A 26,252-nucleotide genomic window follows, 5' to 3' on the forward strand; every position below is an offset into this window, starting at 1 on the left:
AACTCCTATAATTCGGCTGACCCAATTATAGCGCAGTTATCAACAAGAGAATATATGACTTTCTCCACTAAATTCTAAATCGTCATTTGTCGCTGACCTTTATTCTTCGTTTTCTAACTAACTGTCTTATTATATCATAATACACCGAGAAAATGATAAGATGGAACAAAACGATTTGAAAGAGGGATATTTAATGGCATTTGATGGATTATTCACAAAATCGATGACTGGCGAATTGCAACAGCTAGTTACCGGTAGGATTTCAAAAGTTCATCAGCCCAACCAGCTTGAACTACTTTTACACATTCGCGCACAAGGAAAAAATCATAAACTACTAATCTCGATTCATCCATCGTACTCACGAATTCATTTGACAGCTACAGCTAACGTCAACCCTTCTGAGCCACCGATGTTTTGCATGTTACTACGCAAGCATATTGAAGGCGGGGTCATTACAGAGATTTCTCAATATGGGATGGACCGCCTCATTATGCTTAAAATCAAAGCTAAAAATGAAATTGGCGACGACATTGAACGTGAATTGCATGTAGAAATGATGGGTCGACATTCGAACGTTATTTTAATTGATGCAGAACGCACCATGATTCTCGATAGCTTGAAGCACCTGCCACCGAGCGTCAATTCTTACCGAACCATTTTGCCGGGGCAACCTTATATTTTCCCACCCGCTCAAGAAAAAATAGATCCATTCGCATCGATTGAAGAACTAGCTCAAACAGAGCCAAGCGAAATCGTTGGCAAGTTTTCCGGCTTTTCTCCATTAAATGCGCGTGAACTTGCCCATCGTTTAGAAACCGCTGGAAATAAAGTAGAAGCAACTAAAGCATTTCTAGCCGACTTTACGAATGCGGAGCCGACCGGTTATTATATCGAGCACGATGGAAAAAGCTTTTTCTCGGCTTCTTCACTTACGCATATCGGTGAATACGGTTTACAATTTTCAACGCTCGGTGAATTACTTGACCGAATGTATTACGCCAAAGCAGAACGTGATCGCGTTAAACAACAAGCAGGCGATTTAGAAAGATGGTTGCAAAATGAAATTTCTAAGTTGAAACTCAAGTTGAAGAAATTGAAAAAAGAACAAGACCAAGCTGAAAAACGCGATGTTCTTCAATTAAACGGTGAATTAATCATGGCGAATCTTCACCGCATAACGAAAGGCATGAAAGAAATCGAAGTTGACAATTATTACAACGACGAAAAAGTGACCATTACGTTAGATCCGCGTAAAACGCCGATCGATAATTCACAGCGTTATTATTCGCGCTACCAAAAAGCTAAAATTGCAGTTGTAAAAACACAAGAACAAATCAACAAAACTGTCGAAGACATTGAGTATTTTGAAACACTGATGTCACAAGTTCAACAAGCCGGCATTTCTGATATTGAAGAAATTCGCGAAGAATTAGCGGAACAAGGTTTTATGAAAGCACAGAAATCTAAGAAAAAGAAAAAGCCAACTAAACCTACAGTAGAGTCATATGTTTCTACTAACGGAACCCCGATTTCAGTTGGGAAAAATAATAAACAAAACGATTATGTAACGTTCAAAGTAGCGGCAAAGTCTGACACTTGGTTGCATACGAAAGATATTCCTGGATCTCACGTTATTATTCACGACAACGATCCTGATGAAGCAACAATTTTAGAAGCGGCAACAATTGCAGCTTATTTCAGTAAAGCACGTGAGTCTTCTTCTGTTCCAGTTGATTATACGGAAGCTAGACAAGTGAAAAAACCGAACGGTTCCAAGCCAGGGTTTGTGATCTATTTCGAACAAAAAACAGTGTTCGTGACGCCAGATGAAGAATTGGTTATTAAGTTAAAAAAATAACATTGTGCCGGAAAGCTTATTGCTTTTCGGCTTTTTATTATTTCAGGAATTAAGTCTACTGTTTTATCCAGTCGCTTTGGACGCATTGGAAATGGCTCTTGCTATAAGCCTAAAAAATCCCCACCTTATTGCTCTTCCTAGCACATAGACGCATCTGCGCTTAATGATTTGAAAAAGTTAATTTCATTTTGTATAGTATAAAATCATTCTTGTTTACATAATTAAAATATTGTTAATGAAAAGATGAGTTATAAATAATGGTCAAAGCATTGCCCTAGTTTAGAGGAAGTGCTATGTTTTTAAAGGATTTAATTATAAGGAGGACTTATACATGAAGAAAATCTATTCTAAAAATAAAAATGTCATAACTACCGGTGCTGTTGCAGCATTATTATTAGCAGGTTGCGGTAACGAAGAAAGCAATAATGAAGAGGCAAAAACGGCATGGGATGAAATACAAGAAGAAGGCTCTTTAACAGTCGCTACTTCTGGTACCTTGTTAGCTACTTCTTTCCGCGATGCAGAGTCTGATGAGTTAACAGGATTTGAAGTAGAAGTGGTTCGTGAACTAGGTGAACGATTAGATCTTGATATTGAGTTTAAAGAGCTTGGCTTTGATGAAATGCTGACAAGTGTCAATACGGGTCAAATCGATCTTGCTGCTAATGATATTGAAATTACAGAAGATCGTGCTGAAGAGTTTACTTTCTCAACGCCGATTAAATATTCATACGGCACAGCAGTTGTTCGAAAAGATGATTTATCGGGCATTTCAAGTTTAGAAGATTTGCCAGGTAAAAAAGCTGCAGGTGCATCTACGTCTATCTATATGCAAATTGCGCGTGAATATGGTGCTGAAGAAGTAACATATGATAATGCAACGAACGAAGTCTATTTGCGCGATGTTTCGATTGGTCGTACAGATGTTATTTTAAATGATTATTATTTATCGACATTTGGTGTTGCAGCATTTCCAGAATTGAATATAACAATTCATCCAGATATTAAATATGCACCGTCTGAAGTAGGTCTTGTGATGAATAAAGACAATAAAGAACTTGCAGATAACGTTAACAAAACGCTAGAAGAAATGCTTGAAGATGGAACGATTACTGAAATATCGGAAGAGTTTTTTGGTGGCGCAGATGTTTCTATAAAACCGGACATTGAAGAAAAATAAGCAGGAGGTCTTCCCATGAATGACATTGAATGGGGATTATTGTTTGATCCGGCCTTAGCGATCAAATCTTTGCCTTATGTACTTGAAGGAATTGGCTATACCTTGCTGATTTCAATTGTGAGTATGATTGTAGGGGTGATCATTGGATTTTTCCTATCGCTTGCTAGAACGTCTCAATTAACAGTTTTACAATTTCCTGCACGCCTGTATATTTCGTTTATGAGAGGTGTGCCAATTCTTGTTATTTTGTTTTTACTGTATTTCGCTCTGCCCGTTGTCGGTATTGAATTTACAGCTGTACAAGCTGCATTGATTGGTTTCTCGATCAATAGTGCAGCTTATATTGCTGAAGTGTTCCGTTCGTCATTGGCGTCGGTTGATAAAGGTCAATGGGAATCTTCGAAAGCACTCGGGCTAACGTATTGGCAATCGATGCGTCGTATTATTTTGCCGCAGTCTATTCGAATTGCCTTACCCCCTTTATCGAACGTTTATTTGGATTTAATCAAAGCATCTTCTTTAGCTGCCATGATTACCGTGCCAGAAATTTTTCAAAAGGCGCGAGTTGTTGGTGCACGTGAATATGATTTATTAACGATGTTAATTTTGGTGGCTCTTATATACTGGGCAATTTGTTCGGTAATGACGATTTTGCAAAATTATCTCGAAAAGAAATACGCTGATTATATTTAAAAAGCATCCGGGGATATTCTTCTGGATGCTTTATTTTGTAAAGAGAACTGTAATTATAAAGTATTTAGTGTCGACGATAGCGGATTAAATACGGCAAGAGCATAAAAATTACAGGAAGGTACATGAACACTATAAGGATCAATCCTTTTGTACTAGTAGGTGGCGAAAAGAAAGTTGTTATAAAAATTGGTCCAATGGTTAAAATAGAAATCCATAGACGGGATAAAAACTGAACTTTATAGCGTTCGCTGCAGTTACGACAAACAATCGGTCTATAGGCTAGCCAAATGGATTTACTCACTTGATCCCACGTAAATGGTGTGAGGCAAACTTCACACTTCTGCATTAAACAGTATCCTTTAATTCGTCGACATATTGTTTTGCCTCTAAGAGAGACAAGCCAAATTCTTCACGCGTTCGTTTTACTGCTTCAACCATTTTGCCTTTTTTTAGTAGTTGTCGCAGTTCACTATTTATGTCAGGTTCAATCCATTCTTCACCTTGTTGGACTTGTATAAGTTGTTTTTCAAGTTGTCTCATTCTTTGTTCTAAATTTTCGATTCGTTTCTCTGAAGGTGAATAGATGATATGTCCACCTATCAATGCTGCTAATACAATACTGATGATCAATAAAAAATCCATTTAGCTCACTCCTCGATACTTTTTCCACGTTGATAGAACCCGTCCATTTCTTCATTTGGAACTAACGCACCGCCCGTCGCCCAGACAATATGCGTAGCCGTTTTCATAGGAATTTTATTGATATCTGCATAATCACTCGTTTGAATTTTCAGAGGTCCCAGTAGACCAGCAGTAGCAGAAGGTTCAATAAAAATGCCTTCACTTGAGGCCAATAATGTTAATAACGAAAACAGCTGGTGATCTTCGATGGTATAAATCCCGCTTACAGTTTTTTCGCTAATACCTGATGCAAAGCTTGAAGGTCGTCCTACTGCTAGGCCGTCACCTTCTGTCACGTTATCAATGCCAAAATCCTGGACACAAACATTATTTTTTTCACCAGTCATTAATCCAAGTAAGACTGCCGGTGAATGTGTTGGTTCCACAAAGAAACAATGAACCTCATCTCCAAAAACTTGCTTGAGACCGAACGCAATACCACCCGGTGCCCCGCCTACTCCACAAGGCAAGTAAACAAACAATGGATGCTCAGTATCGACTTGAATGCCCGCATCATTCAATTGTTGCTTGAGTCGAAAGGCAGCTACACTATAACCTAAAAACAGATGTTTGGATTTTTCATCATCGACAAAATAGGCATTCGGTTTGGCCAATGTTTCGTTACGTCCAGCTAGAATAGCTTCACTAAAATCGCCTTTGAATTCCACGACTGTAGCCCCTTTTTCACGCAGTAAATCTTTTTTCCATTGTTTCGCGTCTGAAGACATGTATACAGATACTTGGAATCCGAGTTTCGCACTAATAATGCCAATACTAAGTCCTAGATTCCCTGTAGAACCTACCCCTATGGAATATTGGCTAAAAAACGCTTTAAATTTTTCGGCTGAAAATTGCTCGTACGACTGCTCGGTTGAAATGATTCCTGCAGCTTTAGCTAATTCCTCTGCATAATGCAGTACTTCGTAAACACCACCACGTGCTTTGACCGATCCCGCAATTGGCAATTCATTATCGCGTTTTAAGAACAGCTGCCCATCAATTTTATCGGTAAACCGATCATTTAATTGTATTTTCATGTTAGGAATTTCGTGTAGAGGTGATTCAACAATGCCGTTTGCTTCTGTCGTATCAGGAAATTCGGCTGCTAAAAATGGCGCGAAACGTCGCCAAAGTTGCTCTGCTTTTTCCATGTCTGATAGTGACACCGGTAAATCAGTCATGTCAGACAATTTTTGGAGTTTTGGGTTTAACCAAACCACTGGCTGTAAGTCCATAATGGGTTGTAATAATGGATAGGTTGAAAGCCATTTAGTTAATTTTTGTTGATCTATACTCATAAAAATCCCCTTCCAATATACCCCTCTATTGTTTTCATCATACAGTAGATTCTCAAATTATTCATCCGCTTCTTATGCAACCAGCGTAAGTTTCTCACTAAAAAAGACTATAGATAACTCATATAAACTGAGTTTTTCTATAGTCCACAACTGAGCTAACACATGTTCTACAATGTTCCTGCTTTTAATTTTTCATGCCAATCTGCAAGCATTGGCATATCTGCTTCATTGATTGCTTTTGTGCTTAGTGCTTGTTCGACAAGTGCTGGGAAATCCGTCAACGTATGGAACGTATAACCTGCGCCGGTAATAGCTTCGATTGATTGAGGTAAATCGTAAGTGAAAATCGCAACGATTCCAAGTACATCAAACCCTGCTGCTTCTAAAGCTTGAGCTGCTTGCAGTACAGATCCACCTTTAGAGATTAAATCCTCAACAACCACCACTTTTTTACCTTTTTCGATTTTGCCTTCAATCATATTGGTTTGGCCATGTTCTTTTGCTTTCGAACGTACATAAACCATCGGTAATTCTAGTAAATCACTGACCCAAGCCGCATGTGGAATACCTGCTGTTGCTGTTCCTGCAACTACTTCACAGTCAGGATAATATGCTTTAATTGTCTCAGCTAAACTTTTTGCAATATCTTTTCGAACTGCCGGGTAGGACATTGTTAATCGGTTATCGCAATAGATTGGAGACTTAACACCTGATGCCCATGTAAACGGTTCTTGTGGACGCAATTCTACTGCACCAATTGATAATAAATGGTTAGCTATTTCATGCTTCAAGATTTACCACTCCACTCTGCTTTAATCTGTTCGTAACTTTCTGCTGGAACTTCTGCTTTTGTAATCGCTCGCCCTACGACAATATGAGTTGATCCTTGAGCTCTCGCTTGTGCTGGGGTTGCTACTCGTTTTTGATCATCGGCTGATACTGAAGCCGGCCGGATGCCAGGCGTTACACGAAGAAAATCTCGACCGCACGCTTTACCAATTGCCTCTGCTTCAAGGACCGAGCACACTACACCATCTAATCCTGCTTGCTTAGCACGCTTCGCATAATGTAATACAGATTCTTCTAAACTAACGTATACCAATTGATCTTCGTGCATATCCTCTTCACTCGTTGAAGTTAATTGCGTCACAGCGATTAGTTTTGTCTCACTCCCCGCTAATCCACGTTTTGCAGCCTGCATCATTTCAAGCCCACCTGCTGCATGAACATTCACTAAATCTACGCCAAGTTTCGCTAGTCCACGCATAGCGGACTCTACTGTATTTGGGATGTCGTGCAGTTTTAAGTCTAGAAAAACCTCATGGCCTTGTGATTTTATTAAGCGAACTAGTTCTGGCCCTTCTTGAAAATAAAGCTCCATGCCGACCTTGACAAAAAGCGGCTCAGAAAACTGCGCTAGAAATTCTTCGACTTGTTGTTTGGATGCAAAATCTAAAGCGATGATGGGTTTATTCACAAACGGTGGCTCCTTCCGACAAGCTGTTCGACTGAATCAAATCCAAGTTCGTGCAAACGTTCTGGTAGTTGTCCGATTATTTCTGGACATACAAAGGGATTGACGAAGTTTGCTGTTCCGACAGCTACAGCGCTCGCGCCAGCTGACAAAAAGTCTATCACGTCATCTACATTTGTAACGCCACCCATGCCGATGATTGGCAATGTCGTATGCTGACTTACTTCATAAACCATCCGTAAAGCAACAGGTTTAATAGCAGGGCCAGATAAGCCACCTGTAATATTGGCGATAATCGGCCGCCCTGTTTTCGTATCCATGCGCATGCCAAGCAATGTATTGATCATCGTAATGCCGTCCGCGCCACCTTCTTCAACCGCCTTGGCGATTGATACAATGTTTGTCACGTTAGGCGATAATTTAATATAAACTGGCACTGCAGACACTTCTTTTACCGCACGTGTCAATTCGCGCGCTACGTCTGGGTCCGTACCAAATGTAATGCCACCTTGTTTGACGTTTGGACAGGAAATATTAATTTCCAATGCGTGAACGTTTGGAGATTGTGAAATCATTTTTGCGACTTCTACATAATCTTCCGTTGTTGTACCGGCTACGTTAGCGATAATTGGCACATCGTACTTTTCCAACCACGGCAATTCTTGTCCGACTACTTTTTCTAGTCCAGGATTTTGTAATCCTATGGCATTTAGCATACCAGACGCCGTTTCTGCTACGCGTGGTGTTGGGTTGCCGAGACGTGTTTCTACTGTTGTCGCTTTGATCATAATCGCACCGAGCTGCGACAAATCGTATAATTGTGCATACTCTTTACCAAAACCGAAACAGCCAGAAGCTGGCATGATCGGGTTTTTTAAATTGAGTCCTGGAAGTTTTACTGTCAAATCGCTCATGAAATCACCACTCCTGCTGGAAATACCGGTCCATCCGAACATACTTTGATATAATCCGTTTCACTTTTCGTTGTCCGGCATACGCAAGCAAAACATGCACCGATGCCGCAACCCATTCGCTGCTCATAAGATAGGAATCCTTTTTTCTGTGGATAAGCCCATTGCACAGCTTCGAGCATTGGTGTTGGCCCACAGCTATAATACGTATCAAAATCTATCGCCAGTTCATTTAAAATATGTGTAACAAATCCTTGCGTACCATGTGATCCATCGACTGTCGCAATATGCGTATCTCCTAGTTCACGGAACTTGTCTTCATAAAAAACAGCTTGCTTGCTTTCGAACCCTAAAATATGGACGGTTTCAATGCCGCGCGCATTTAATTGTTTCGCCAGTTCATACAAAGGCGGAACACCAATGCCGCCGCCAATTAAGTACGCCTTTTTTTCAGCTTCTTCTACAGGAAAACCATGTCCAAGTGGGCCTAGCACATCTAATGTATCGCCTGGTTTTTTTTCAGCTAATAACCCTGTACCGCGTCCTTCTGCTCGGTAAATCATCGTGAATTGCGAAGCTTCCAAATCAATTGATGCGACGGAAATTGGACGTCGCAGCAATGGTTCAAAGCTGTCAGCGACTCGGATGTGAACAAATTGCCCCGGCTCCGCCATTTCGTTGGCAAGAGCTCCTTGGACAGTTAGTTCAAAAATACGATGGGCAATTTCTTGTTGATTAATGATTTGCATTCGCTCTTGTTTGATCATATACCTGACCCCATTGCTTCAGCTGAAAAGGTCATTGACTCGATAACACGTAGCATTGCTTCTGCCGTATCAAGTGACGTCAAGCAAGGAATGCCATTTTCAACCGATTCACGGCGAATGCGGAATCCGTCACGTTCTGGCTGTTTGCCTCTCGTCAATGTATTAATGACAATTTGCGTGTCTCCATTTTGAATAACATCTAGTAAAGTTTTTCCTTCTGAACCAATCTTACCTACGGGCACTACAATAATTCCTGCATCTTCAAAAGCTTTAGCCGTCCCGCCAGTCGCCATAATTTGATAGCCAATAGCTTTAAAGCGTTTTGCTAAACCAATTGCTTCTTCTTTGTCTTTATCCGCTACAGTCAAGAGCACTGTGCCATGATCTTTAACTTCCATGCCAGCTGCTGCTAAACCTTTATACAAAGCTTTTTCGAGCGTTGTGTCTTTGCCCATTACTTCTCCCGTTGATTTCATTTCTGGTCCAAGCGTAATATCTACACGGCGTAACTTAGCAAAAGAGAATACCGGTACTTTTACAAAGACACCTTTTGAGATTGGTGCAAGACCTGGTGTAAAGCCTTGGTCGACGATACTATGGCCAAGAATCGCTTTTGTGGCAATATTAGCCATTGGAATCGATGTGATTTTACTCATAAATGGTACTGTTCGACTTGAGCGCGGATTGACTTCGATCACAAATACTTCACCTTTAGAAATCACGTATTGGATATTTAACAAGCCGACAATGTTTAATCCTTTTGCAAGTCGCGTCGTATAGTCGACGATCGTTTCAAGTAACTCATCTGAGATGTTTTGAGTTGGGTAAACCGCAATTGAGTCTCCTGAGTGAACACCTGCGCGTTCAATGTGTTCCATAATTCCAGGGATTAAGACATTTTCGCCGTCTGATATGGCATCAACTTCAATTTCTATTCCTGTTAAGTAACGATCGACTAGGACCGGATGTTCTGGACTCGCTTCTACTGCATGTTCCATATAATGTTTTAAGTCTTCTTCATTATAAACAATTTCCATTGCACGCCCACCAAGCACATACGAAGGACGAACTAAGACCGGATAACCGATATCTGTAGCGATAATAATGGCTTCTTCTGTATTTACTGCTGTTTTACCTAAAGGTTGCGGAATGCCAATTTCATGTAATGCCGCTTCAAACTTGTTACGATTTTCTGCACGATCTGTATCCTCTAATGATGTACCGAGAATTTTCACGCCATTTTGTTCCAGTTTTTCAGCTAAATTAATCGCTGTTTGTCCACCAAATTGTACGACGACACCTTTTGGTTGTTCTAGGTCGACGATGTGCATAACATCTTCAATAGTCAGTGGTTCAAAATATAATTTATCTGAGATTGAAAAGTCTGTTGACACCGTTTCTGGGTTGTTGTTGACAATAATTGCTTCGTAACCCGCTTCTTTGATGGCCCATACTGAATGCACCGTTGCGTAATCAAACTCGACACCTTGACCGATGCGAATCGGACCTGATCCAAGAACGATGACTGATTCTTTGTCTGTTTTCACTGATTCATTTTCGTCTTCATATGTGCCGTAGAAATAAGGTGTTTCGGATTCAAACTCCGCTGCACAAGTATCCACCATTTTGTAAACCGGCATTAACTTTTGTTCTTTGCGCCAGTTATACACTTGTTGTTCAGTTGTGTTCCAAAGCTTAGCGATTGTCCGATCTGCAAAACCTAAACGTTTTGCACGTTTCGCTATGTCGTAATCGTACGGTGCATTTTTCAAATCTTCTTCGTATTTCACGATGTTTTCGAATTTCTTCAAGAAGAATAAATTGATTTGACTCCATTCATTAATGGTTTCAATGGTGACTCCGCGGCGAAGTGCTTCGCCTATAAAGAATAAGCGCTCGTCTCCCGCTCGGCAAATACGTTTTTGAATCCATTCATCACTCATGTTGTCTGCGTTTTTTAGTTCTAAGTGAAATTGTCCAGTTTCTAGTGAACGAACGGCTTTTAAGATAGACTCTTCAAACGTGCGTCCCATCGCCATGACTTCGCCCGTTGCTTTCATTTGTGTTCCTAAATTGCGTTTTGCTGCTTCGAATTTATCAAATGGCCAGCGTGGAATTTTTGTTACTACATAGTCTAGTGCTGGCTCAAAAGCAGCATATGTGCGCCCTGTAACTGGATTCATCATTTCATCTAAAGTTAAGCCGACTGCGATTTTTGCAGCTAATTTCGCAATTGGGTAGCCGGTCGCTTTTGATGCTAGTGCGGAAGAGCGACTCACACGCGGATTTACTTCGATGATGTAGTAGTTAAAACTAAATGGATCTAATGCTAACTGTACGTTGCAGCCTCCTTCAATTTTCAAGGCGCGAATAATTTTCAAGGACACATTACGTAGCATTTGATATTCACGGTCAGACAAGGTTTGACTAGGTGCGACTACAATGGAATCTCCTGTATGGATGCCGACTGGATCAATGTTTTCCATATTACAGACGACGATTGCTGTATCGTTTTTATCGCGCATTACTTCGTATTCAACTTCTTTAAAGCCTGCGATTGATTTTTCCAGCAAACATTGTGTTACGGGGCTATATTTCAAGCCACTCGCCACAATTTCTTTTAGCTGTTCATAGTTCTCGCAAATGCCTCCGCCAGTTCCGCCCAACGTAAAAGCTGGACGAACAATAACTGGGTAACCAACACGATCTACAAAGTTTTCAGCTTCTGTCATATTGTGAATAATATCTGAATCTGGAACCGGCTCACCAAGTTCATTCATTAACGTTCTAAACAAGTCCCGGTCTTCTGCTTTGTGGATTGCTTCGAGTTTCGTGCCTAAAATTTCGATATTCAACTCGTCCAAAATTCCCGATTCGTCCAGTTCAATCGCCATATTCAGTCCTGTTTGACCGCCTAATGTTGGCAACAGTGCATCCGGACGCTCTTTACGCAAGATGCGACTAACGAATTCTAGTGTAATCGGTTCGATATACACTTTATCTGCGATTTCCGTATCCGTCATAATAGTTGCAGGATTTGAGTTGATCAAGATTACACGGTAACCTTCTTCTTTTAACGCAAGACATGCTTGTGTTCCTGCATAATCAAATTCTGCTGCTTGTCCGATTACGATTGGTCCTGATCCGATTACGAGTATACTTTGAATATCTTGTCTTTTAGGCATGTTGTTGCTCCTTTCGAGTTGCGTTCATAACATCAATAAAGCGATCAAATAAGTAGTTTGAGTCTTCTGGTCCTGGTGATGATTCTGGGTGGTATTGAACTGTGAATGCTGGATAATCCAAATGAGCCAATCCTTCGTTTGTACCATCGTTTAATGCGCTATGCGTTACCTTTAAGCGCGTTCCTTGTAATGTATCTTCATCTACTGCGTAACCATGATTTTGTGAAGTAATCTCAATTTTTCCTGTAACTAAGTCGCGTACTGGATGATTGCCTCCGCGATGACCGAATTTCAATTTAAATGTATCTGCTCCACAAGCTCTTGCGAACAGTTGATGTCCTAAACATATACCGAAGATTGGAACTTGTCCGAGCAATTCGCGTACTACTTCTACGCATTCTTCTACGTCTTTTGGATCTCCAGGACCGTTTGATAGCATGACGCCATCTGGACCCCAAGCCATTATCTCTTTTGATGAGGTGTTATAAGGTACCACGATTACATCGCAATCCCGGTTGTTGAGCTCGCGCAAAATGCCGTGCTTCATGCCGTAGTCGATTAATACAACGCGCTTGCCACGGCCTGGACTTGGGTAAGGGCGTCCTGTTGAAACTTGTGCTACTTGGTCAGTCGGCAAAACTGTTTCTTGGAGCATCTGTACCACTTTTTCAATTTCGACTTCTTCTCCTGCTGCAGTTAATACTCCTTTGATCGCCCCTTTAGAGCGAATCAATCGGGTTAGTTTGCGTGTATCGATACCCGATATTCCTGGAATTCCTTTTGTTTGGAACAATTCATCAAGAGTCGAATTGTTTCTAAAATTGGAGGGAAATTCAGCAATTTCACGAACGACCATGCCTTTTACTGCCGGTTCGATCGATTCGAAATCATCGCTATTGATGCCGTAATTGCCGATTAACGGATACGTCATGGTGACAATTTGTCCGCAATAAGAAGGATCTGATAAAATTTCTTGATAGCCGGTCATACTCGTATTAAAAACGATTTCCCCGACTGAGGCATCATCGCCACCAAATGCTGTTCCTTCAAATACCGTACCGTCTTCTAAGATTAAATAACGTTTCATCAATTTTTCTCCTCCTGCCATACAATTTCTCCACCAAAGATGGTCATGACTGGCCATCCTGAGCAATCCCAACCATTAAACGGTGTATTCTTTCCTTTTGATAAAAATTCTTCTACTTGAACTGGCTGTTGTTTTTCAAGATCTAACAAAACTAGGTCCGCTGTTTTCCCTATTTCCAGTGTTCCGTATGGCATATTGAAAGTTTCGCTTGGTTTAATCGTTAACCAGTCGATTAATTGTTGTAACGTCCATGTGCCGGTTTTGACAAACTTGCTATAGAGTAGTGGAAATGCTGTTTCAAATCCGACAATGCCAAACATCGAGCCGTTCATGCCATTTGTTTTTTCTGCATCCGTGTGCGGTGCATGATCTGTTGCGATAAAATCTAGCGTGCCATCAAGCAAGCCTTCGTGTAACGCTTCCCAATCTTCTTTCGCGCGAAGCGGTGGATTCATTTTGTAATTGGCGTCATCTGATGGAATATCATCTTCTGTCAATAACAAGTGGTGAGGAGTGACTTCAGCTGTTACGTGAACTCCTGCACGTTTCGCATCACGAATGACTCGGACTGACTCTTTTGTGCTGACGTGGCATACGTGGTAGTGTGCGCCAGCTGCTTCGGCTAATAAAATGTCGCGTGCAATGTGCACAGATTCTGCAATCGCCGGAATGCCTTTTAACCCTAATTCTTTGCTCCGCTTGCCTTCGTGCATGACACCGTCATAAATCAAGCTATTGTCTTCGCAATGCGCGACAACTGCCATGTCGATTTTTGCTGCATCTAGCATTGTCTCGTACATCATGCCCGCTTCTTGAATGCCGACACCATCATCTGTGAATGCAAAAGCCCCATTTTCTTTGAGATCTTGCAAGTTCGTGCGTTCTTTCCCTGCTTCTCTTATCGTGATTGAAGCATACGGCAAAACTCGGATAAGCGCATTTTTTTCGATCAATCCATTAACGAGCTGAAGATTTTCTTTCGTATCGGGTACAGGGCGTGTATTTGGCATTGCACATATCGTTGTATAGCCGCCTTTTGCCGCAGATTTCGTCCCGCTTTCGATTGTTTCTTTCTGTTCGCCGCCTGGTTCACGCAAATGAACATGGACATCAACAAATCCTGGTGCAATCATCCGACCTTTGCCGTCAATTTGGGGTTCGTTATTCGCTAGTAATTCTTTACCGATTTCTTCAATTTTGCCTTCTTTGACTCGAATATTTGTAGGTGTTAATTCTCCGTTTTGCAGCATGTTTACGTTTTTAATGAATAAATTCAAGTTAATCTCTCCCTTTCAATGCGTATTCAAGTACTGCCATCCGAATAAAAACTCCGTTTGCCATTTGTTTAAAAATTCGCGAGCGTTCGCATTCGACTAAACAATCTGCAATTTCGACTCCGCGATTGATTGGCGCAGGATGCATAATAATTGCATCGTCTTTCATTTTCTTTTCTCGTTCTATAGTCAGTCCATATTGCTCATGGTAGTTTTCTTTTGAAAAAAGTGCTGAGACTGCATGCCGTTCATGTTGGACACGAAGCATCATGACTACATCTGTCGTTTCAATAAAGTCATCTAGATACTCGGAGGATTCATAGTCCCCGCTCCATTCTTCAGGGCATATAAAACTTACTTTCGCGCCTAATTGCTGAAGTGCTGCTGCATTAGATTTTGCTACACGACTATGTGCGATATCTCCAACAATGGTAACGTGAATGCCTTTAATGCGACCAAACTCTTGGTAAATGGTCATTAAATCTAAAAGCGATTGAGTCGGATGTTGACCTGAACCATCTCCTCCGTTTATCACAGCCACGTTGCAGCCTTTCAACTGTTCATAATACGCTTCTTCTTCGTGACGAATAATAACTGCGCCTACACCAATGGCTTCCATTGTTTTAACTGTATCGTATAATGTTTCACCTTTTAAAATGCTGGAAAAGGCCGTTTCAAACGGTAGCACAGCGAGTCCCATGTGATGCTCTGCCATTTCAAAGCTCATTTTTGTTCTTGTGCTTGGTTCGAAAAATAAATTGACGACTGTTCCATCAATTGGTGCTCTCTCACCTCGCTGAAATTGTCCAGCGCGCTCAAGCAAACTCATAATTGTGTCGTTTTCTAAGTTGTTCATAGATAGTAAGTTTGGCAAAATTGACTCATCCTTTCATCTCTGACAAAAAAACACCTTCCCAGGGGCAGGAAGGTGTGAGGAAAAAAGGGTAGACTTTACCCATTCTTCGATCCCTTCCATGCCTCTCTGGACATTCATTAAAAGGTAATTATTAAGTTCCGTCATCTAATTCTTTTTTATTCATTCCAGGTAACACTAAGTTCAAGATAACACCAACAATTGCGGCAAGTGCCATTCCCTCGATCGAGAAGGATTCGCTAAATTCAAGCTTCGCCCCGCCAATTCCAATTACTAAGATCACGGACGAGATAACTAAGTTGCGGTTGTTGCCAAAATCGATGTTATTGTCCACGAGCATCCGTAACCCCGATGAAGCGATAATTCCGAACAGCAGGATTGAAATACCGCCAAGTACAGCTGTGGGGATTGTTTCAATCACGGCCATCAACTTTCCGAAGAAAGAAAATGCGATGGCAAACACTGCAGCTCCTATAATAACATATACCGAGAACACTTTTGTTATGGCAAGGACTCCGATATTTTCACCGTAAGTGGTTTTCGGCGGACCACCAACTAGTGACGAGATGAAAGTTCCAATCCCGTCTCCCAAAATGGAACGGTGCAAGCCAGGGTCTTTTATGTAATTTCGATCCACAATTTTCCCTAACACTAGCTGATGTCCAATGTGTTCAGAAATCGTGACGATGGCAATTGGTACCATGACGAACAGTAAAGTTGGAGTTACTTGAAACGAATAATCCACACCAGGAATCAAAAATTCCGGTACTGCGAACCAGCTTGCTTCACCAATAGCCGTAAAGTCGATAATTCCAATGGCTGCTGAGTAGCCGTATCCGACAATAATTCCGATTAAAATCGGCATTAATGAAATGATGTTTTTAAAGTAAATGTTACAAATGATTGCAGTAAGCAATGTGACAATGGCTGCTGAGAAATGCAGCAGGCTGTATTCCGATCCGCCTTCAACTGGAATGGTCATAGCCATATCTACCGCTGTACCTGATAAGGCAAGACCAATAACAATGATTACAGGTCCTACTACAATCGGTGGTAAGAGTTTCATCAGCCATTGATAACCAGTTTTCCAAATGATCAATGCGACAATAGCGTATACGAGTGAAACAAACATCGCACCGATCATCGCTGACCCGATTCCACCTGTTTTAGTCGCAATGGTGATTGGCACGATAAAGGCAAATGAAGAGCCTAAGTAAGCTGGAACTTTAAATTGCGTAATGAGGATGAAGATGATTGTTGCGATTCCACTTGTTAGTAAAGCAATCGCTGGGCTCAATCCGACAAGTTGTGGTACTAAAATCGTTGCACCAAACATCGCAAACATATGCTGTAAGCTTAGCGAGATCCATTGTCCTGCTTTTGGTTTATCATGTACATCTAAAATTGCTTCGCTCAATTTCCATTCTCCCCTGTCTCTATCTCTATTCGTGAATGGCTACTCGGTCCACTTGATCGCTTTCAACCATTTGAACGATAATTCGTTCGTCGCTTGATGTTGGAATGTTTTTCCCTACAAAGTCTGCTCGGATTGGTAATTCACGATGACCTCTGTCAATTAACACTGCCAGTTGAATTTGTGCTGGCCGTCCTAGGTCCATCACGGCATCCATTGCCGCGCGTACCGTTCTTCCTGTATAAAGCACATCGTCTACAAGAATTACTTTTTTATCGAGTATGCTGTGCTCAATATCGACCTGTTGAACTAAGGGTTCTTGATTTTTTGTTTTGATGCTCAAGTCGTCTCTATAAAGCGTGATATCAAGTTCGCCTTTTAAAATTGGACGCCCTTCGATTTTCTCAATTTTTTCTGCTAAGCGCTTCGCAATAAAAGCTCCGCGTGTTTTAATGCCGACAAGTATGCAATCATCTATGCCTTTATTGCGTTCAATAATTTCGTGTGCAATGCGAGTAATCGCTCGGCTTATCGCCTGTTCGTCCAATATATCTGCTTTTTCCACCATAAGATCCGCTCCTTTTTGACAAATAAAAAACCTCTTGCCCGAGGGACAAGAGGATAGATGCGCAGAAAAATTCAGCATGGAAGACAGACTTCCAGCTTGCGTAAATACCTTCTCAGCCTCTCTGGACTGTAATTAAAGGTGTTATTATTCGATTTGTTTTTTTAAGTATAAAGAATGTGAAACGGGTTTGTCAATCCTTATCGCGAAGAGATTCTAGAAGTTCTGCAAATTCAGCTGGTGGCTCTGCAGAAAACTCCATGTATTCATTCGTTTTGGGATGAACAAAACCGATAACTTCCGCGTGAAGTGCTTGACCGCCAACATCCATTGTTTTCTTCGGTCCATATTTCGGATCTCCAACAAGTGGATAGCCAATGTATTTCATGTGCACACGGATTTGGTGCGTTCTGCCTGTTTCTAAACGGCATTCTACTAATGTAAAATCACCAAAACGTTCCAAAACTCGGAAATGTGTTACGGCATGTTTTCCTTTATCGACGATTGCCATGTTTTGGCGTTCTTTTGGATCGCGCGCAATCGGTGCTTGGATCGTTCCTTTATCGTGAGGAATGTGACCATGGACTAGCGCTACATATTTACGCGTAACAGTCTTTTTCACTAATTGATCAACTAATGACGTATGTGAAGCGTCATTTTTAGCCACCATCAATAAGCCAGATGTATCTTTATCAATACGGTGGACAATCCCTGGACGCACGACGCCATTGATTCCTGACAAATCTGTACAGTGATGCATTAAACCATTAACCAATGTACCTTTAGCGTGTCCTGGAGCTGGATGAACGACCATGCCTTTTGGTTTGTTAACCACTAAAACATCTTCATCTTCATAAATAATTTCCAAATCTAAATCTTCAGGAACTACATCTAATTCTTCCAATTCAGGTGGAGTGACAATGATAATATCTTGCAAACGTACTTTGTAATTCGGTTTTACAGTTTCTCCGTTAACTTTTACTGCACCTTCTTTGACCCAATTGCTGATCTGTGAACGTGACCAGTCTCCATCTATCGATGACACAGCTTTATCTACTCGTTCGCCGGCCATTTCTTTTGTAATTTCAATCGTTAAATCTTCCATTAAGACACCTTTTTCTTTTGTTGTTTTTCGTCATAAATAATATAAATAACCATCAATACGACACCAATCGTTAATGCAGCATCTGCAATATTAAATATTGGGAAATCATAATCAATCACAGGAATTAGCACATCAACAAAATCTACTACTTCTCCCCGATACATCCGATCGATAAAATTGCCAACTGCGCCTCCTAAGAGAACCATTAAGCTTAACTGAAACAAAGGTTGCCCTTTTGCATGTTTATGAAAATAATAAAGTATTCCGATGATAACCGCTATAGTAATAATAGCGAACAGCCACATCTGTCCTTCTAGCATACCCCAAGCGGCGCCACGATTTCGGTGCGACAACCATCCAAGATACGGGTCAATGACCGAAATCCGTTCACCCAATTCCATATTTTTCAGTACTAACCATTTTGTCCATTGATCTAATGCAATTATGAATAGTGCAATTCCATAATAAATAAACATCTGTATCCTCCGTCAATTCAGCAGTCAATCTATTTTAACACACTGACAGCAAAAAAAGTAAAGGGCCTGGAGCAGCCGGATTTCGACGCTCCAAACCCTTCTTAAATTTAGTGTTATTAATTAAGCAAACTGTGTTTCTACAACACTGGCACAGCGAGGGCATAATGTTGGATGTGCTTCACTTTGACCAATTTCTTCAGAAATAGTCCAGCAACGTTCACATTTTTCACCAGTTGCTTTTTCAACAGTTACAGAAACTTCATTAATTTTTACAGCATGTTCTGGTGCTTGATCTTGTGTTCCACCGTATTCGTATTTCGATACGATGAACAATTGAGCAAGATTTTCGTCTGTAGAAGCTAGCAATGTAGCAAGTTCTTTGTCGCCAAAGACCGTTACTTTCGCTTCTAGTGATTTACCAATTGTTTTAGCTGCACGCGCTTCTTCCAATGCTTTTAACACATCATCGCGAACGTCCATAAATTTGCTCCATTTGTCATTTAATCCTTCAAACGCTGGGTTTGAAACAACTTCTGGGAAATCCGTCAATTGAACACTTTCTTCTTCCACAAAGCTCAAGTAAGACCATAACTCATCCGCTGTATGAGGGATGATTGGTGCTGCTAATTTTAAAATTGACATTAACGAATCAAACATTACGGTTTGCATCGCACGACGATGTGGATGATCTGCATTTTCAATGTAAACAACGTCTTTTGCAACATCCAAGTAGAATGAACTTAAATCGTTAGCACAGTAATTGTTTAATGCATGATAGATTGTTGAAAACTCATATGTTTCATAACCTTTACGTACAGTTTCTACCATCTTCTGCAATTTCATCGCCATGTATTGATCCATTTCACGCATGTCTTCAAATGCAACACGGTGCTCTTGTTCATTAAAATCTGCTAAGTTTCCGTGGAGGAATTTCAGCGTGTTGCGGATTTTGCGGTAAACTTCTGAAACTTGTTTAAAGTTTTCATCAGATACACGAACGTCTGCTGTGTAATCTACCGATGCAACCCAAAGACGAAGAATATCTGCGCCCATTTGGTTCATGACTTTCGACGGAACAATAACGTTACCAAGTGATTTACTCATTTTGCGACCATTGCCATCAAGAGTAAAGCCGTGGCTCAAAATACCTTTGTAAGGCGCGTGACCATTGATAGCAACACTTGTCGTTAATGACGAGTTGAACCAACCACGGTATTGGTCAGATCCTTCTAAATAAAGATCTGCTGGATATTGAAGATCTTCCCGTTCAACAAGAACACCTTGGTGAGATGATCCTGAATCAAACCAAACATCCATAATATCCATTTCTTTTGTAAATTCACCGTTCGGGCTACTTGGGTGAGTAAATCCTGGTGGTAATAATTCTGCCGTTGAACGTTCAAACCAAACGTTTGAACCGTGTTCGCGGAACAATTTTGCAATATGTGCAATGGTTTCTTCTGTGATAACAGGATCCCCATTTTCAGCATAAAATACTGGAATTGGAACGCCCCATACGCGCTGACGTGAAATATTCCAATCTCCACGATCGCGTAACATGTTGAACAAACGTGTTTCGCCCCATGCTGGTGTAAATGATGTTTCTTTAATTGCTTTTAAGATTTGGTCACGGAATGCTTCAATCGATACAAACCATTGAGCCGTTGCACGGTAAATTACCGGTTTTTTCGTCCGCCAGTCATGCGGATACGAGTGCGTGATAAATGTTAGTTTTTCAAGCGCGCCTACTTTTTCTAATGCTTCTGTTACCGATTTATTGGCTTTGTCATAAAACTCGCCTTCAAATCCAGGTGCTTCAGCTGTCATCACTCCGCGCTCGTCAACTGGGCATAAAACATCCAATCCGTATTTTTTACCGATTAAGAAGTCATCTTCACCATGTCCAGGTGCTGTATGAACACAACCAGTACCTGAATCCGTCGTTACGTGTTCGCCAAGCATTACTAACGCAGTGCGATCATAAAGTGGGTGTTTCGCAAGAATATGCTCTAGTTCTTCACCTTTGATAACACGAACAACTTCTGGATCTGTCCAACCTAGTTCTTCTGAAACTTCTTTTAGTAACTCCTGTGCTACAACATAAAGAGAGCCATTGACAGAGACTTCTGCATAATCTAATTTAGCGTGCACAGCAATTCCAAGGTTAGCTGGAATTGTCCAAGGTGTAGTCGTCCAAATAACGAAGTTTGTTCCTTCTGCTAAAACGCCTTTACCATCTGTAACAGGGAAAGAAACGTAAATAGAAGGAGATTTTTTATCATGATATTCAATTTCAGCCTCAGCTAGTGACGATTCACTTGATGGTGACCAATATACAGGCTTCAATCCTTTGTAGATATAACCTTTATTAGCCATCTTACCAAACACTTCGATTTGTCGTGCTTCATAAGCTGGTTTTAATGTCACATAAGGATTTTCCCAATCGCCACGAACACCAATACGCTTGAATTGAGAGCGTTGATTGTCGATTTGTTGGAAAGCATATTCTTCACATAGCTTGCGGAATTCCGCTAAAGACATTTCTTTGCGGTTTACACCTTTGTTTGTTAACGCTTGTTCGATCGGCAAACCGTGCGTGTCCCAGCCTGGAACGTATGGTGCATGGAAGCCCATCATCGAGCGCGAGCGAACGATCATATCTTTTAATACTTTGTTAAGCGCATGGCCCATATGCAAATCACCGTTCGCATACGGAGGTCCATCATGAAGAACGAAAAACGGACGACCCGCAGTACGATCTTGCACTTGTTTGTAAATATTCATGTCTTCCCATTTTTGTTGCATTTCTGGCTCACGATTCGGCAAATTGCCACGCATTGGAAAATCTGTTTTTGGCATCAATAAGGTATCTTTGTATTCCATTTCTATTCCTCCTGTAGGCATAATAAAAAGCCCCCCATCCCTGGTAAAGGGACGAGAAGCTTAAACTCGCGGTACCACCCTTGTTGCAGCTAGATAGCTGCCACTCGATCGCCGTAACGTGGCGTAGACGGAATTGGTTACTAGTATTCACCAATTCTGCTCAAGAGTGATGTTCGTCAATGTGACCGCATCAGGCTTTCACTATCCCTGATTCGCTTTAGCGTTCTGCATAAACTACTGTCTCTATCAGCGCGTTTTTTTGTATGTCGTAATTATAGTTTTAGAAAGGCTTAGAGTCAAGAGTTCGTCTCTTCTTTGTCTTTCTCAATCTTCTCTAAATTTTGTGTATCAATATTGTATTCCAATAATGTATCCCAATCATCTGTTTCGATCAAGTCTAGTTGAGCCTCAACGAGCATTTTGAAACGATTTTTGAATATACGAGATTGTTTTTTCAGTTCTTCAATTTCTGTTGCTATGCGACGTGCTTTAGTCAATGACTCATTAACTATGCGATCAGCATTTTTCTCTGCTTCTTTTACAATCAATTCAGCTTCTTTTTGTGAATTACGACGAACTTCTTCTGAAGCTTCTTGTGCAACAAAAATTGATTTTTGCAATGTCGATTCAATTGTATTGAAATGACCCACTCGTTCGTCGGTTGAACGCAACCGTTCTTCAAGAGCTGCCTTGTCTTTAAGCAAAATTTCGTAATCTCTCATAACTTGTTCCAGGAATTCATTTACTTCATCTTCCTGGTATCCACGGAATGCACGGCTGAATTCTTTGTTATGTATATCTAACGGGGATAATGGCATTGAGTAAACCTCTCCTTAACTAGTAATCTTATCTTTCTATTATACCGTTCATGACTCTAAATTTCAGTATTATTTCGTAATTTTTCCAAGCCGTCTAGTTTTTTGTTTCTAGACGGCCGATTTGCAAGCGAACTTTGTCTTTTTTCGTTCGTCCTTCGATCATAATCAATCGAACTCGACCAAACCCTCTTGAAGATATCATGTCCGATTCATGGAGTTCAAATGAAGGTTGTTCTTGCAAAGTCCAATTGACTTTCACTTTCCCTCCGTGAATTAAAGCTGCAGCTTTTTGACGTGAAATATTATAAACAGAACTCATTACTGTATCCAGTCGCATCGAGCTGACGGTATAAGACTCTTCTGTCCACTCTTCGCTTGTCTCGATCATTTCTGTAACATCTGATAGTTCATTTAATTGAACTTTCACTTTTGCGGCACTCACAAAATTACTTTGCATATACGGACTAATTTCATTCATAACAGCAAGCTGAACGCGTTCATTATCAATACGAATGTCCCCAAATTTGCTTCGATCAAGTCCAAGTGACATTAACGATCCCAATATATCAGGATGACGCAAATTAACAAACTTTGACGGGTATTTTAACTCGAAAACTGTAATATTAAAATCTTCTTGTTGGGGCTCAAAATAAGAAGGATACAGCAATACACGTTGTCGTTCTGCATCTTTAAAAATCCCCGAAGCCATCATTTTTACATCAGTTGACCCCATCACTGCTTCTACGATAAATCGCTGCCGCGGATCAAGAAAGTCCGTTACCTTTGGTGAATAACGGTCTTCAACTTCACGAAGCCATCCAGAAACTTGTTCAATAAACTGCTGCTCTTCTTTTCTGAAATGCTGAAATATCTCTTCCATATCAATGCTCCTTCAAACCAGTTTTTCAAGAAAAAAACCTCACGTCACGTGAGGTTTTGAATCAAGCAAAGAACCTAAATAATACGATAATCCCTTGGCTTGCCAAATTTAAAGTAAAAATCGCGACAATCGGTGAAATATCAATCATACCGATTGGTGGGATAAAACGTCTAAAAATATCTAAATAAGGATCAGTAATTTTGGAAATCATTTGTCCAAAACTAGACTCTTTAATGCTAGGTACCCAACTCATAAATACACTCACAATTAGAATGTAAAAATAGATATTAATAGCTGATAGTATTAAATTTAATAACGTTAACATATTCTTTTATGGCACCTCTCTTATTGTTGCTCGTCGTAATAATAATCTGAAATGGCGCCATCCACTTCTACAGTGTCTGGTACGCATAAGAAAATATCCGTTCCAATACGTTGAATGTCTCCACCAAGAGCATAAACAGTTCCACTTAAAAAGTCGATAATCCGCAGACCTTGATCTTTTTCAATGCGTTGAAGGTTGACAACTACGGCTTGCTTGTTTTTTAAGCTTTCTGCGATATCTTGTGCTTCAGCATAAACCCTCGGTTCTGCTAAGCTAACTTTTGAAGATTTTGAAGCTCCTTGCATACTGACTAAATTAGACACATTGGTCTCCTCCACTTTCTGGTGCCGTTCTTTCGGTGCTTTTTTCTGCTCTTGTATAGCAGCTGGCTTTTCATATCGCGGAGCAGGTTTTTGTTGTTTAACGGGTTGCTCACGTACTTGTTGTTCTTCTTCTTCATACTCATCTAAATAAAAGAAATTTTTGAATTTGTCTTTCACGCCCATTTTTTTGCCTCACTTTCTGCCCCAACCAATGCTGTACCAATTCGGACAAAACTAGCTCCTTCTTGAGCAGCAATTAAGTAGTCGTTAGACATGCCCATCGAACATTCTGTACATGGTGCATGTGCCCATTTTTTCTCAGACACTTGAAGTTGGAGTGATTTTAATCCTTTAAATGCTTCACGAATTATAGTTTCATCAGTTGTATTTGGTGCCATAGTCATCAATCCAACCACTTTAATATTGTCATAAGTTTCGAGCGATTTGATAAAGTTTATCGTATCTTCGGGTTCGATACCACTTTTCGACTCTTCTCCTGACACATTTACTTGAACAAAACAGTTTATAGGTCGGTTTGCACGCTTTTGAATTTCTTTTGCCAAACTTAATCGGTCTAACGAATGTAAATAATCAATTTCGTTTATGACATCTTTTACTTTTCTCGTTTGTAGATTGCCTATATAATGCCAAGACACATCTTCATCAATCGCTTCGATTTTTTTTGTCAATCCTTCTGGACGGTTTTCACCCAGATGATGAATCCCTGCTTGAATCGCTTCTTCTGTGCGTTCAATGCCAACTTGTTTTGTTACTGCAATAATCTGTATCGTGTCATTTATAGCAGATAATTGTTCTGTAATTTCTTCAAATTTAGGTTTGATTGGTTTCATCTAGTCACAACTTTTCTTATAGAAGTCCAATATATTGTACCAAGTTTTAATTGATTTATCAATTAAGCTCTTTCTCTACAAAAAAACAGCTGCCCAACCGGCAGCTGTTTGGATTAACGTCTCTTTTGACGATTGCGTAAGAAAGTCGGAATGTCTAATGCATCGTCGCTATGTTTTTCTTGTCTTTGTGGCTCTTGGTTATAATAAGGTGGTTGTTCTTCACGACGTTGCTCGTCACGACGCTGATCTTCACGGCGTGCATCACGGATTGAAGGCGCTGGAGCCTGTTGTTGAATCGACTGCACACGGCTTGAATTCAATCCAGATCCTCTTGGCGTTCTTGGTTGTAGCTGCTCTTCATTAAATCCAGTCGCAATAACTGTCACGATAATTTCATCTTTCAAGTTATCGTTAATAACAGAACCGAAAATCATGTTAACTTCTTCATCAGATGCAGAAGCTACAATATCAGCTGCTTCTTGAACTTCATAAAGGCTAAGGTTAGATCCGCCTGTAATGTTCATTAAGACTCCTTTAGCACCGTCAACTGAAACTTCAAGTAATGGACTTGAAACAGCTTTTTTAGCCGCTTCAGACGCACGGTTTTCTCCAGAAGATACACCGATTCCCATAAGTGCAGAACCTTTGTTAGACATAATCGTTTTAACGTCGGCGAAATCCAAGTTGATCAATCCAGGAACGGCGATCAAATCAGAGATACCAGATACACCCTGGCGTAAAACATTATCCGCTTCGCGGAAAGCTTCAAGCATTGGTGTGTTTTTATCAACGATTTCAAGTAAACGATCGTTTGGAATAACAATCAATGTATCAACTGATTCTTTCATCGTTGCAATACCACCGATTGCTTGTGTTGAACGTTTACGACCTTCGAAAGTAAATGGACGAGTAACGACACCAACAGTCAATGCCCCAAGTTCTTTTGCGATTCCAGCAATAACTGGTGCCGCACCAGTTCCTGTTCCGCCGCCCATTCCTGCAGTTACGAATACCATATCGGCTCCGCGCAATGCTTCTTCAATTTGCTCTTTGCTTTCTTCTGCTGCTTTTTTACCTACATCAGGGTTAGCACCGGCTCCAAGACCGCGTGTCAATTTACCACCAATTTGAAGACGCACTTCTGCTTTAGATAAGTTTAAAGCTTGAGCATCTGTGTTTACTGCTATAAATTCTACACCTTGTACTCCGTGTTCGATCATACGGTTTACGGCATTGTTACCACCGCCACCTACCCCAATAACTTTAATTACGGCTAGTGCATCAATATTTGTATCAAATTCCAACATTCTTTTTCCTCCTAAGATTGCTT

Annotated in this window: 25 protein-coding genes and 1 other annotated feature; of the genes, 3 read left to right on the forward strand and 22 right to left on the reverse strand. The window is 40.7% G+C overall.

The window, feature by feature from the left end:
• The first annotated feature begins 193 nt into the window (after positions 1-193).
• The 3 genes from PLANO_RS09930 to PLANO_RS09940 all read left to right on the forward strand — a co-directional run bounded on the left by PLANO_RS09930 (position 194) and on the right by PLANO_RS09940 (position 3,731).
• On the forward strand, positions 194-1,858 hold the full coding sequence (locus PLANO_RS09930) for an Rqc2 family fibronectin-binding protein (protein WP_038704296.1): 1,665 nt from the start codon (positions 194-196) through the stop codon (positions 1,856-1,858).
• A 331-nt stretch (positions 1,859-2,189) separates the two neighbouring features.
• On the forward strand, positions 2,190-3,038 hold the full coding sequence (locus tag PLANO_RS09935; protein ID WP_038704297.1) for a transporter substrate-binding domain-containing protein: 849 nt from the start codon (positions 2,190-2,192) through the stop codon (positions 3,036-3,038).
• Positions 3,039-3,053: 15 nt separating this feature from the next.
• On the forward strand, positions 3,054-3,731 hold the full coding sequence (locus tag PLANO_RS09940; RefSeq protein WP_038704298.1) for an amino acid ABC transporter permease: 678 nt from the start codon (positions 3,054-3,056) through the stop codon (positions 3,729-3,731).
• 64 nt (positions 3,732-3,795) lie between these two features.
• Here PLANO_RS09940 and PLANO_RS15860 read toward each other — a convergent pair whose 3' ends face one another.
• From PLANO_RS15860 to ftsZ, 22 genes are all read right to left on the reverse strand, one after another.
• Positions 3,796-4,077, reverse strand: coding sequence for a TIGR04104 family putative zinc finger protein (locus PLANO_RS15860; protein WP_081976650.1), 282 nt, complete (start codon positions 4,075-4,077; stop codon positions 3,796-3,798).
• Positions 4,077-4,373, reverse strand: a complete 297-nt coding sequence (locus tag PLANO_RS09945; protein ID WP_038704299.1) for a hypothetical protein — start codon at positions 4,371-4,373, stop codon at positions 4,077-4,079. Before PLANO_RS09945 ends, PLANO_RS15860 begins: the two co-directional genes overlap by 1 nt.
• A gap of 5 nt (positions 4,374-4,378) precedes the next feature.
• Entirely contained in the window at positions 4,379-5,710 is a 1,332-nt protein-coding gene (locus tag PLANO_RS09950) for a D-serine ammonia-lyase (protein WP_038704300.1), read from the reverse strand.
• Positions 5,711-5,877: 167 nt separating this feature from the next.
• The gene (pyrE, locus tag PLANO_RS09955) at positions 5,878-6,501 is read right to left on the reverse strand and encodes an orotate phosphoribosyltransferase (RefSeq protein WP_038704301.1); all 624 of its coding nucleotides are present in this window, start codon (positions 6,499-6,501) and stop codon (positions 5,878-5,880) included.
• The gene (gene pyrF, locus PLANO_RS09960; protein WP_038704302.1) at positions 6,498-7,187 is read right to left on the reverse strand and encodes an orotidine-5'-phosphate decarboxylase; all 690 of its coding nucleotides are present in this window, start codon (positions 7,185-7,187) and stop codon (positions 6,498-6,500) included. The genes pyrE and pyrF overlap by 4 nt, the downstream gene beginning before the upstream one ends.
• Positions 7,184-8,098 carry a dihydroorotate dehydrogenase gene (locus tag PLANO_RS09965; RefSeq protein WP_038704303.1) on the reverse strand — a complete coding sequence of 305 codons (915 nt, stop codon included), beginning with the start codon at positions 8,096-8,098 and terminating at the stop codon, positions 7,184-7,186. The genes pyrF and PLANO_RS09965 overlap by 4 nt, the downstream gene beginning before the upstream one ends.
• Positions 8,095-8,862 (reverse strand): dihydroorotate dehydrogenase electron transfer subunit, encoded by a 768-nt coding sequence (locus PLANO_RS09970; protein WP_038704304.1) that lies wholly within the window; start codon positions 8,860-8,862, stop codon positions 8,095-8,097. Before PLANO_RS09970 ends, PLANO_RS09965 begins: the two co-directional genes overlap by 4 nt.
• A complete protein-coding gene (gene carB / locus PLANO_RS09975; RefSeq protein ID WP_038704305.1) occupies positions 8,859-12,047 on the reverse strand; it encodes a carbamoyl-phosphate synthase large subunit in 3,189 nt (1,062 codons plus the stop codon). The genes PLANO_RS09970 and carB overlap by 4 nt, the downstream gene beginning before the upstream one ends.
• The gene (locus PLANO_RS09980; protein ID WP_038705432.1) at positions 12,040-13,137 is read right to left on the reverse strand and encodes a carbamoyl phosphate synthase small subunit; all 1,098 of its coding nucleotides are present in this window, start codon (positions 13,135-13,137) and stop codon (positions 12,040-12,042) included. The genes carB and PLANO_RS09980 overlap by 8 nt, the downstream gene beginning before the upstream one ends.
• Positions 13,134-14,411: a dihydroorotase gene (locus PLANO_RS09985; RefSeq protein WP_081976651.1), complete on the reverse strand. Its 1,278-nt coding sequence runs from the start codon at positions 14,409-14,411 to the stop codon at positions 13,134-13,136. The genes PLANO_RS09980 and PLANO_RS09985 overlap by 4 nt, the downstream gene beginning before the upstream one ends.
• Before the next feature lies 1 nt (position 14,412).
• Positions 14,413-15,282, reverse strand: coding sequence for an aspartate carbamoyltransferase catalytic subunit (locus tag PLANO_RS09990; RefSeq protein WP_038704306.1), 870 nt, complete (start codon positions 15,280-15,282; stop codon positions 14,413-14,415).
• 133 nt (positions 15,283-15,415) lie between these two features.
• On the reverse strand, positions 15,416-16,699 hold the full coding sequence (locus PLANO_RS09995) for a solute carrier family 23 protein (protein ID WP_038704307.1): 1,284 nt from the start codon (positions 16,697-16,699) through the stop codon (positions 15,416-15,418).
• A 25-nt stretch (positions 16,700-16,724) separates the two neighbouring features.
• Positions 16,725-17,261: a bifunctional pyr operon transcriptional regulator/uracil phosphoribosyltransferase PyrR gene (gene pyrR / locus PLANO_RS10000; protein WP_269429603.1), complete on the reverse strand. Its 537-nt coding sequence runs from the start codon at positions 17,259-17,261 to the stop codon at positions 16,725-16,727.
• A gap of 193 nt (positions 17,262-17,454) precedes the next feature.
• Positions 17,455-18,366 carry an RluA family pseudouridine synthase gene (locus PLANO_RS10005; RefSeq protein WP_038704309.1) on the reverse strand — a complete coding sequence of 304 codons (912 nt, stop codon included), beginning with the start codon at positions 18,364-18,366 and terminating at the stop codon, positions 17,455-17,457.
• Entirely contained in the window at positions 18,366-18,842 is a 477-nt protein-coding gene (gene lspA / locus PLANO_RS10010; RefSeq protein ID WP_038704310.1) for a signal peptidase II, read from the reverse strand. Before lspA ends, PLANO_RS10005 begins: the two co-directional genes overlap by 1 nt.
• Before the next feature lie 120 nt (positions 18,843-18,962).
• Positions 18,963-21,725: an isoleucine--tRNA ligase gene (ileS, locus tag PLANO_RS10015; protein WP_038704311.1), complete on the reverse strand. Its 2,763-nt coding sequence runs from the start codon at positions 21,723-21,725 to the stop codon at positions 18,963-18,965.
• A gap of 44 nt (positions 21,726-21,769) precedes the next feature.
• Positions 21,770-21,984, reverse strand: a binding site (T-box leader).
• 37 nt (positions 21,985-22,021) lie between these two features.
• Complete coding sequence (locus PLANO_RS10020) at positions 22,022-22,543, reverse strand: DivIVA domain-containing protein (RefSeq protein ID WP_038704312.1); 522 nt, start codon at positions 22,541-22,543, stop codon at positions 22,022-22,024.
• Between the two features lie 94 nt (positions 22,544-22,637).
• Complete coding sequence (locus tag PLANO_RS10025) at positions 22,638-23,423, reverse strand: YlmH family RNA-binding protein (RefSeq protein WP_038704313.1); 786 nt, start codon at positions 23,421-23,423, stop codon at positions 22,638-22,640.
• A gap of 61 nt (positions 23,424-23,484) precedes the next feature.
• The gene (locus tag PLANO_RS10030; RefSeq protein ID WP_038704314.1) at positions 23,485-23,748 is read right to left on the reverse strand and encodes a YggT family protein; all 264 of its coding nucleotides are present in this window, start codon (positions 23,746-23,748) and stop codon (positions 23,485-23,487) included.
• 20 nt (positions 23,749-23,768) lie between these two features.
• Positions 23,769-24,254 carry a cell division protein SepF gene (locus tag PLANO_RS10035; protein ID WP_038704315.1) on the reverse strand — a complete coding sequence of 162 codons (486 nt, stop codon included), beginning with the start codon at positions 24,252-24,254 and terminating at the stop codon, positions 23,769-23,771.
• A complete protein-coding gene (locus PLANO_RS10040; protein WP_038704316.1) occupies positions 24,245-24,922 on the reverse strand; it encodes a YggS family pyridoxal phosphate-dependent enzyme in 678 nt (225 codons plus the stop codon). Before PLANO_RS10040 ends, PLANO_RS10035 begins: the two co-directional genes overlap by 10 nt.
• 113 nt (positions 24,923-25,035) lie before the next feature.
• Positions 25,036-26,229 carry a cell division protein FtsZ gene (gene ftsZ / locus PLANO_RS10045; protein ID WP_038704317.1) on the reverse strand — a complete coding sequence of 398 codons (1,194 nt, stop codon included), beginning with the start codon at positions 26,227-26,229 and terminating at the stop codon, positions 25,036-25,038.
• Positions 26,230-26,252: the final 23 nt, after the last annotated feature.

The organism is Planococcus sp. PAMC 21323 (assembly GCF_000785555.1).
Classification (GTDB): Bacteria; Bacillota; Bacilli; order Bacillales_A; family Planococcaceae; genus Planococcus.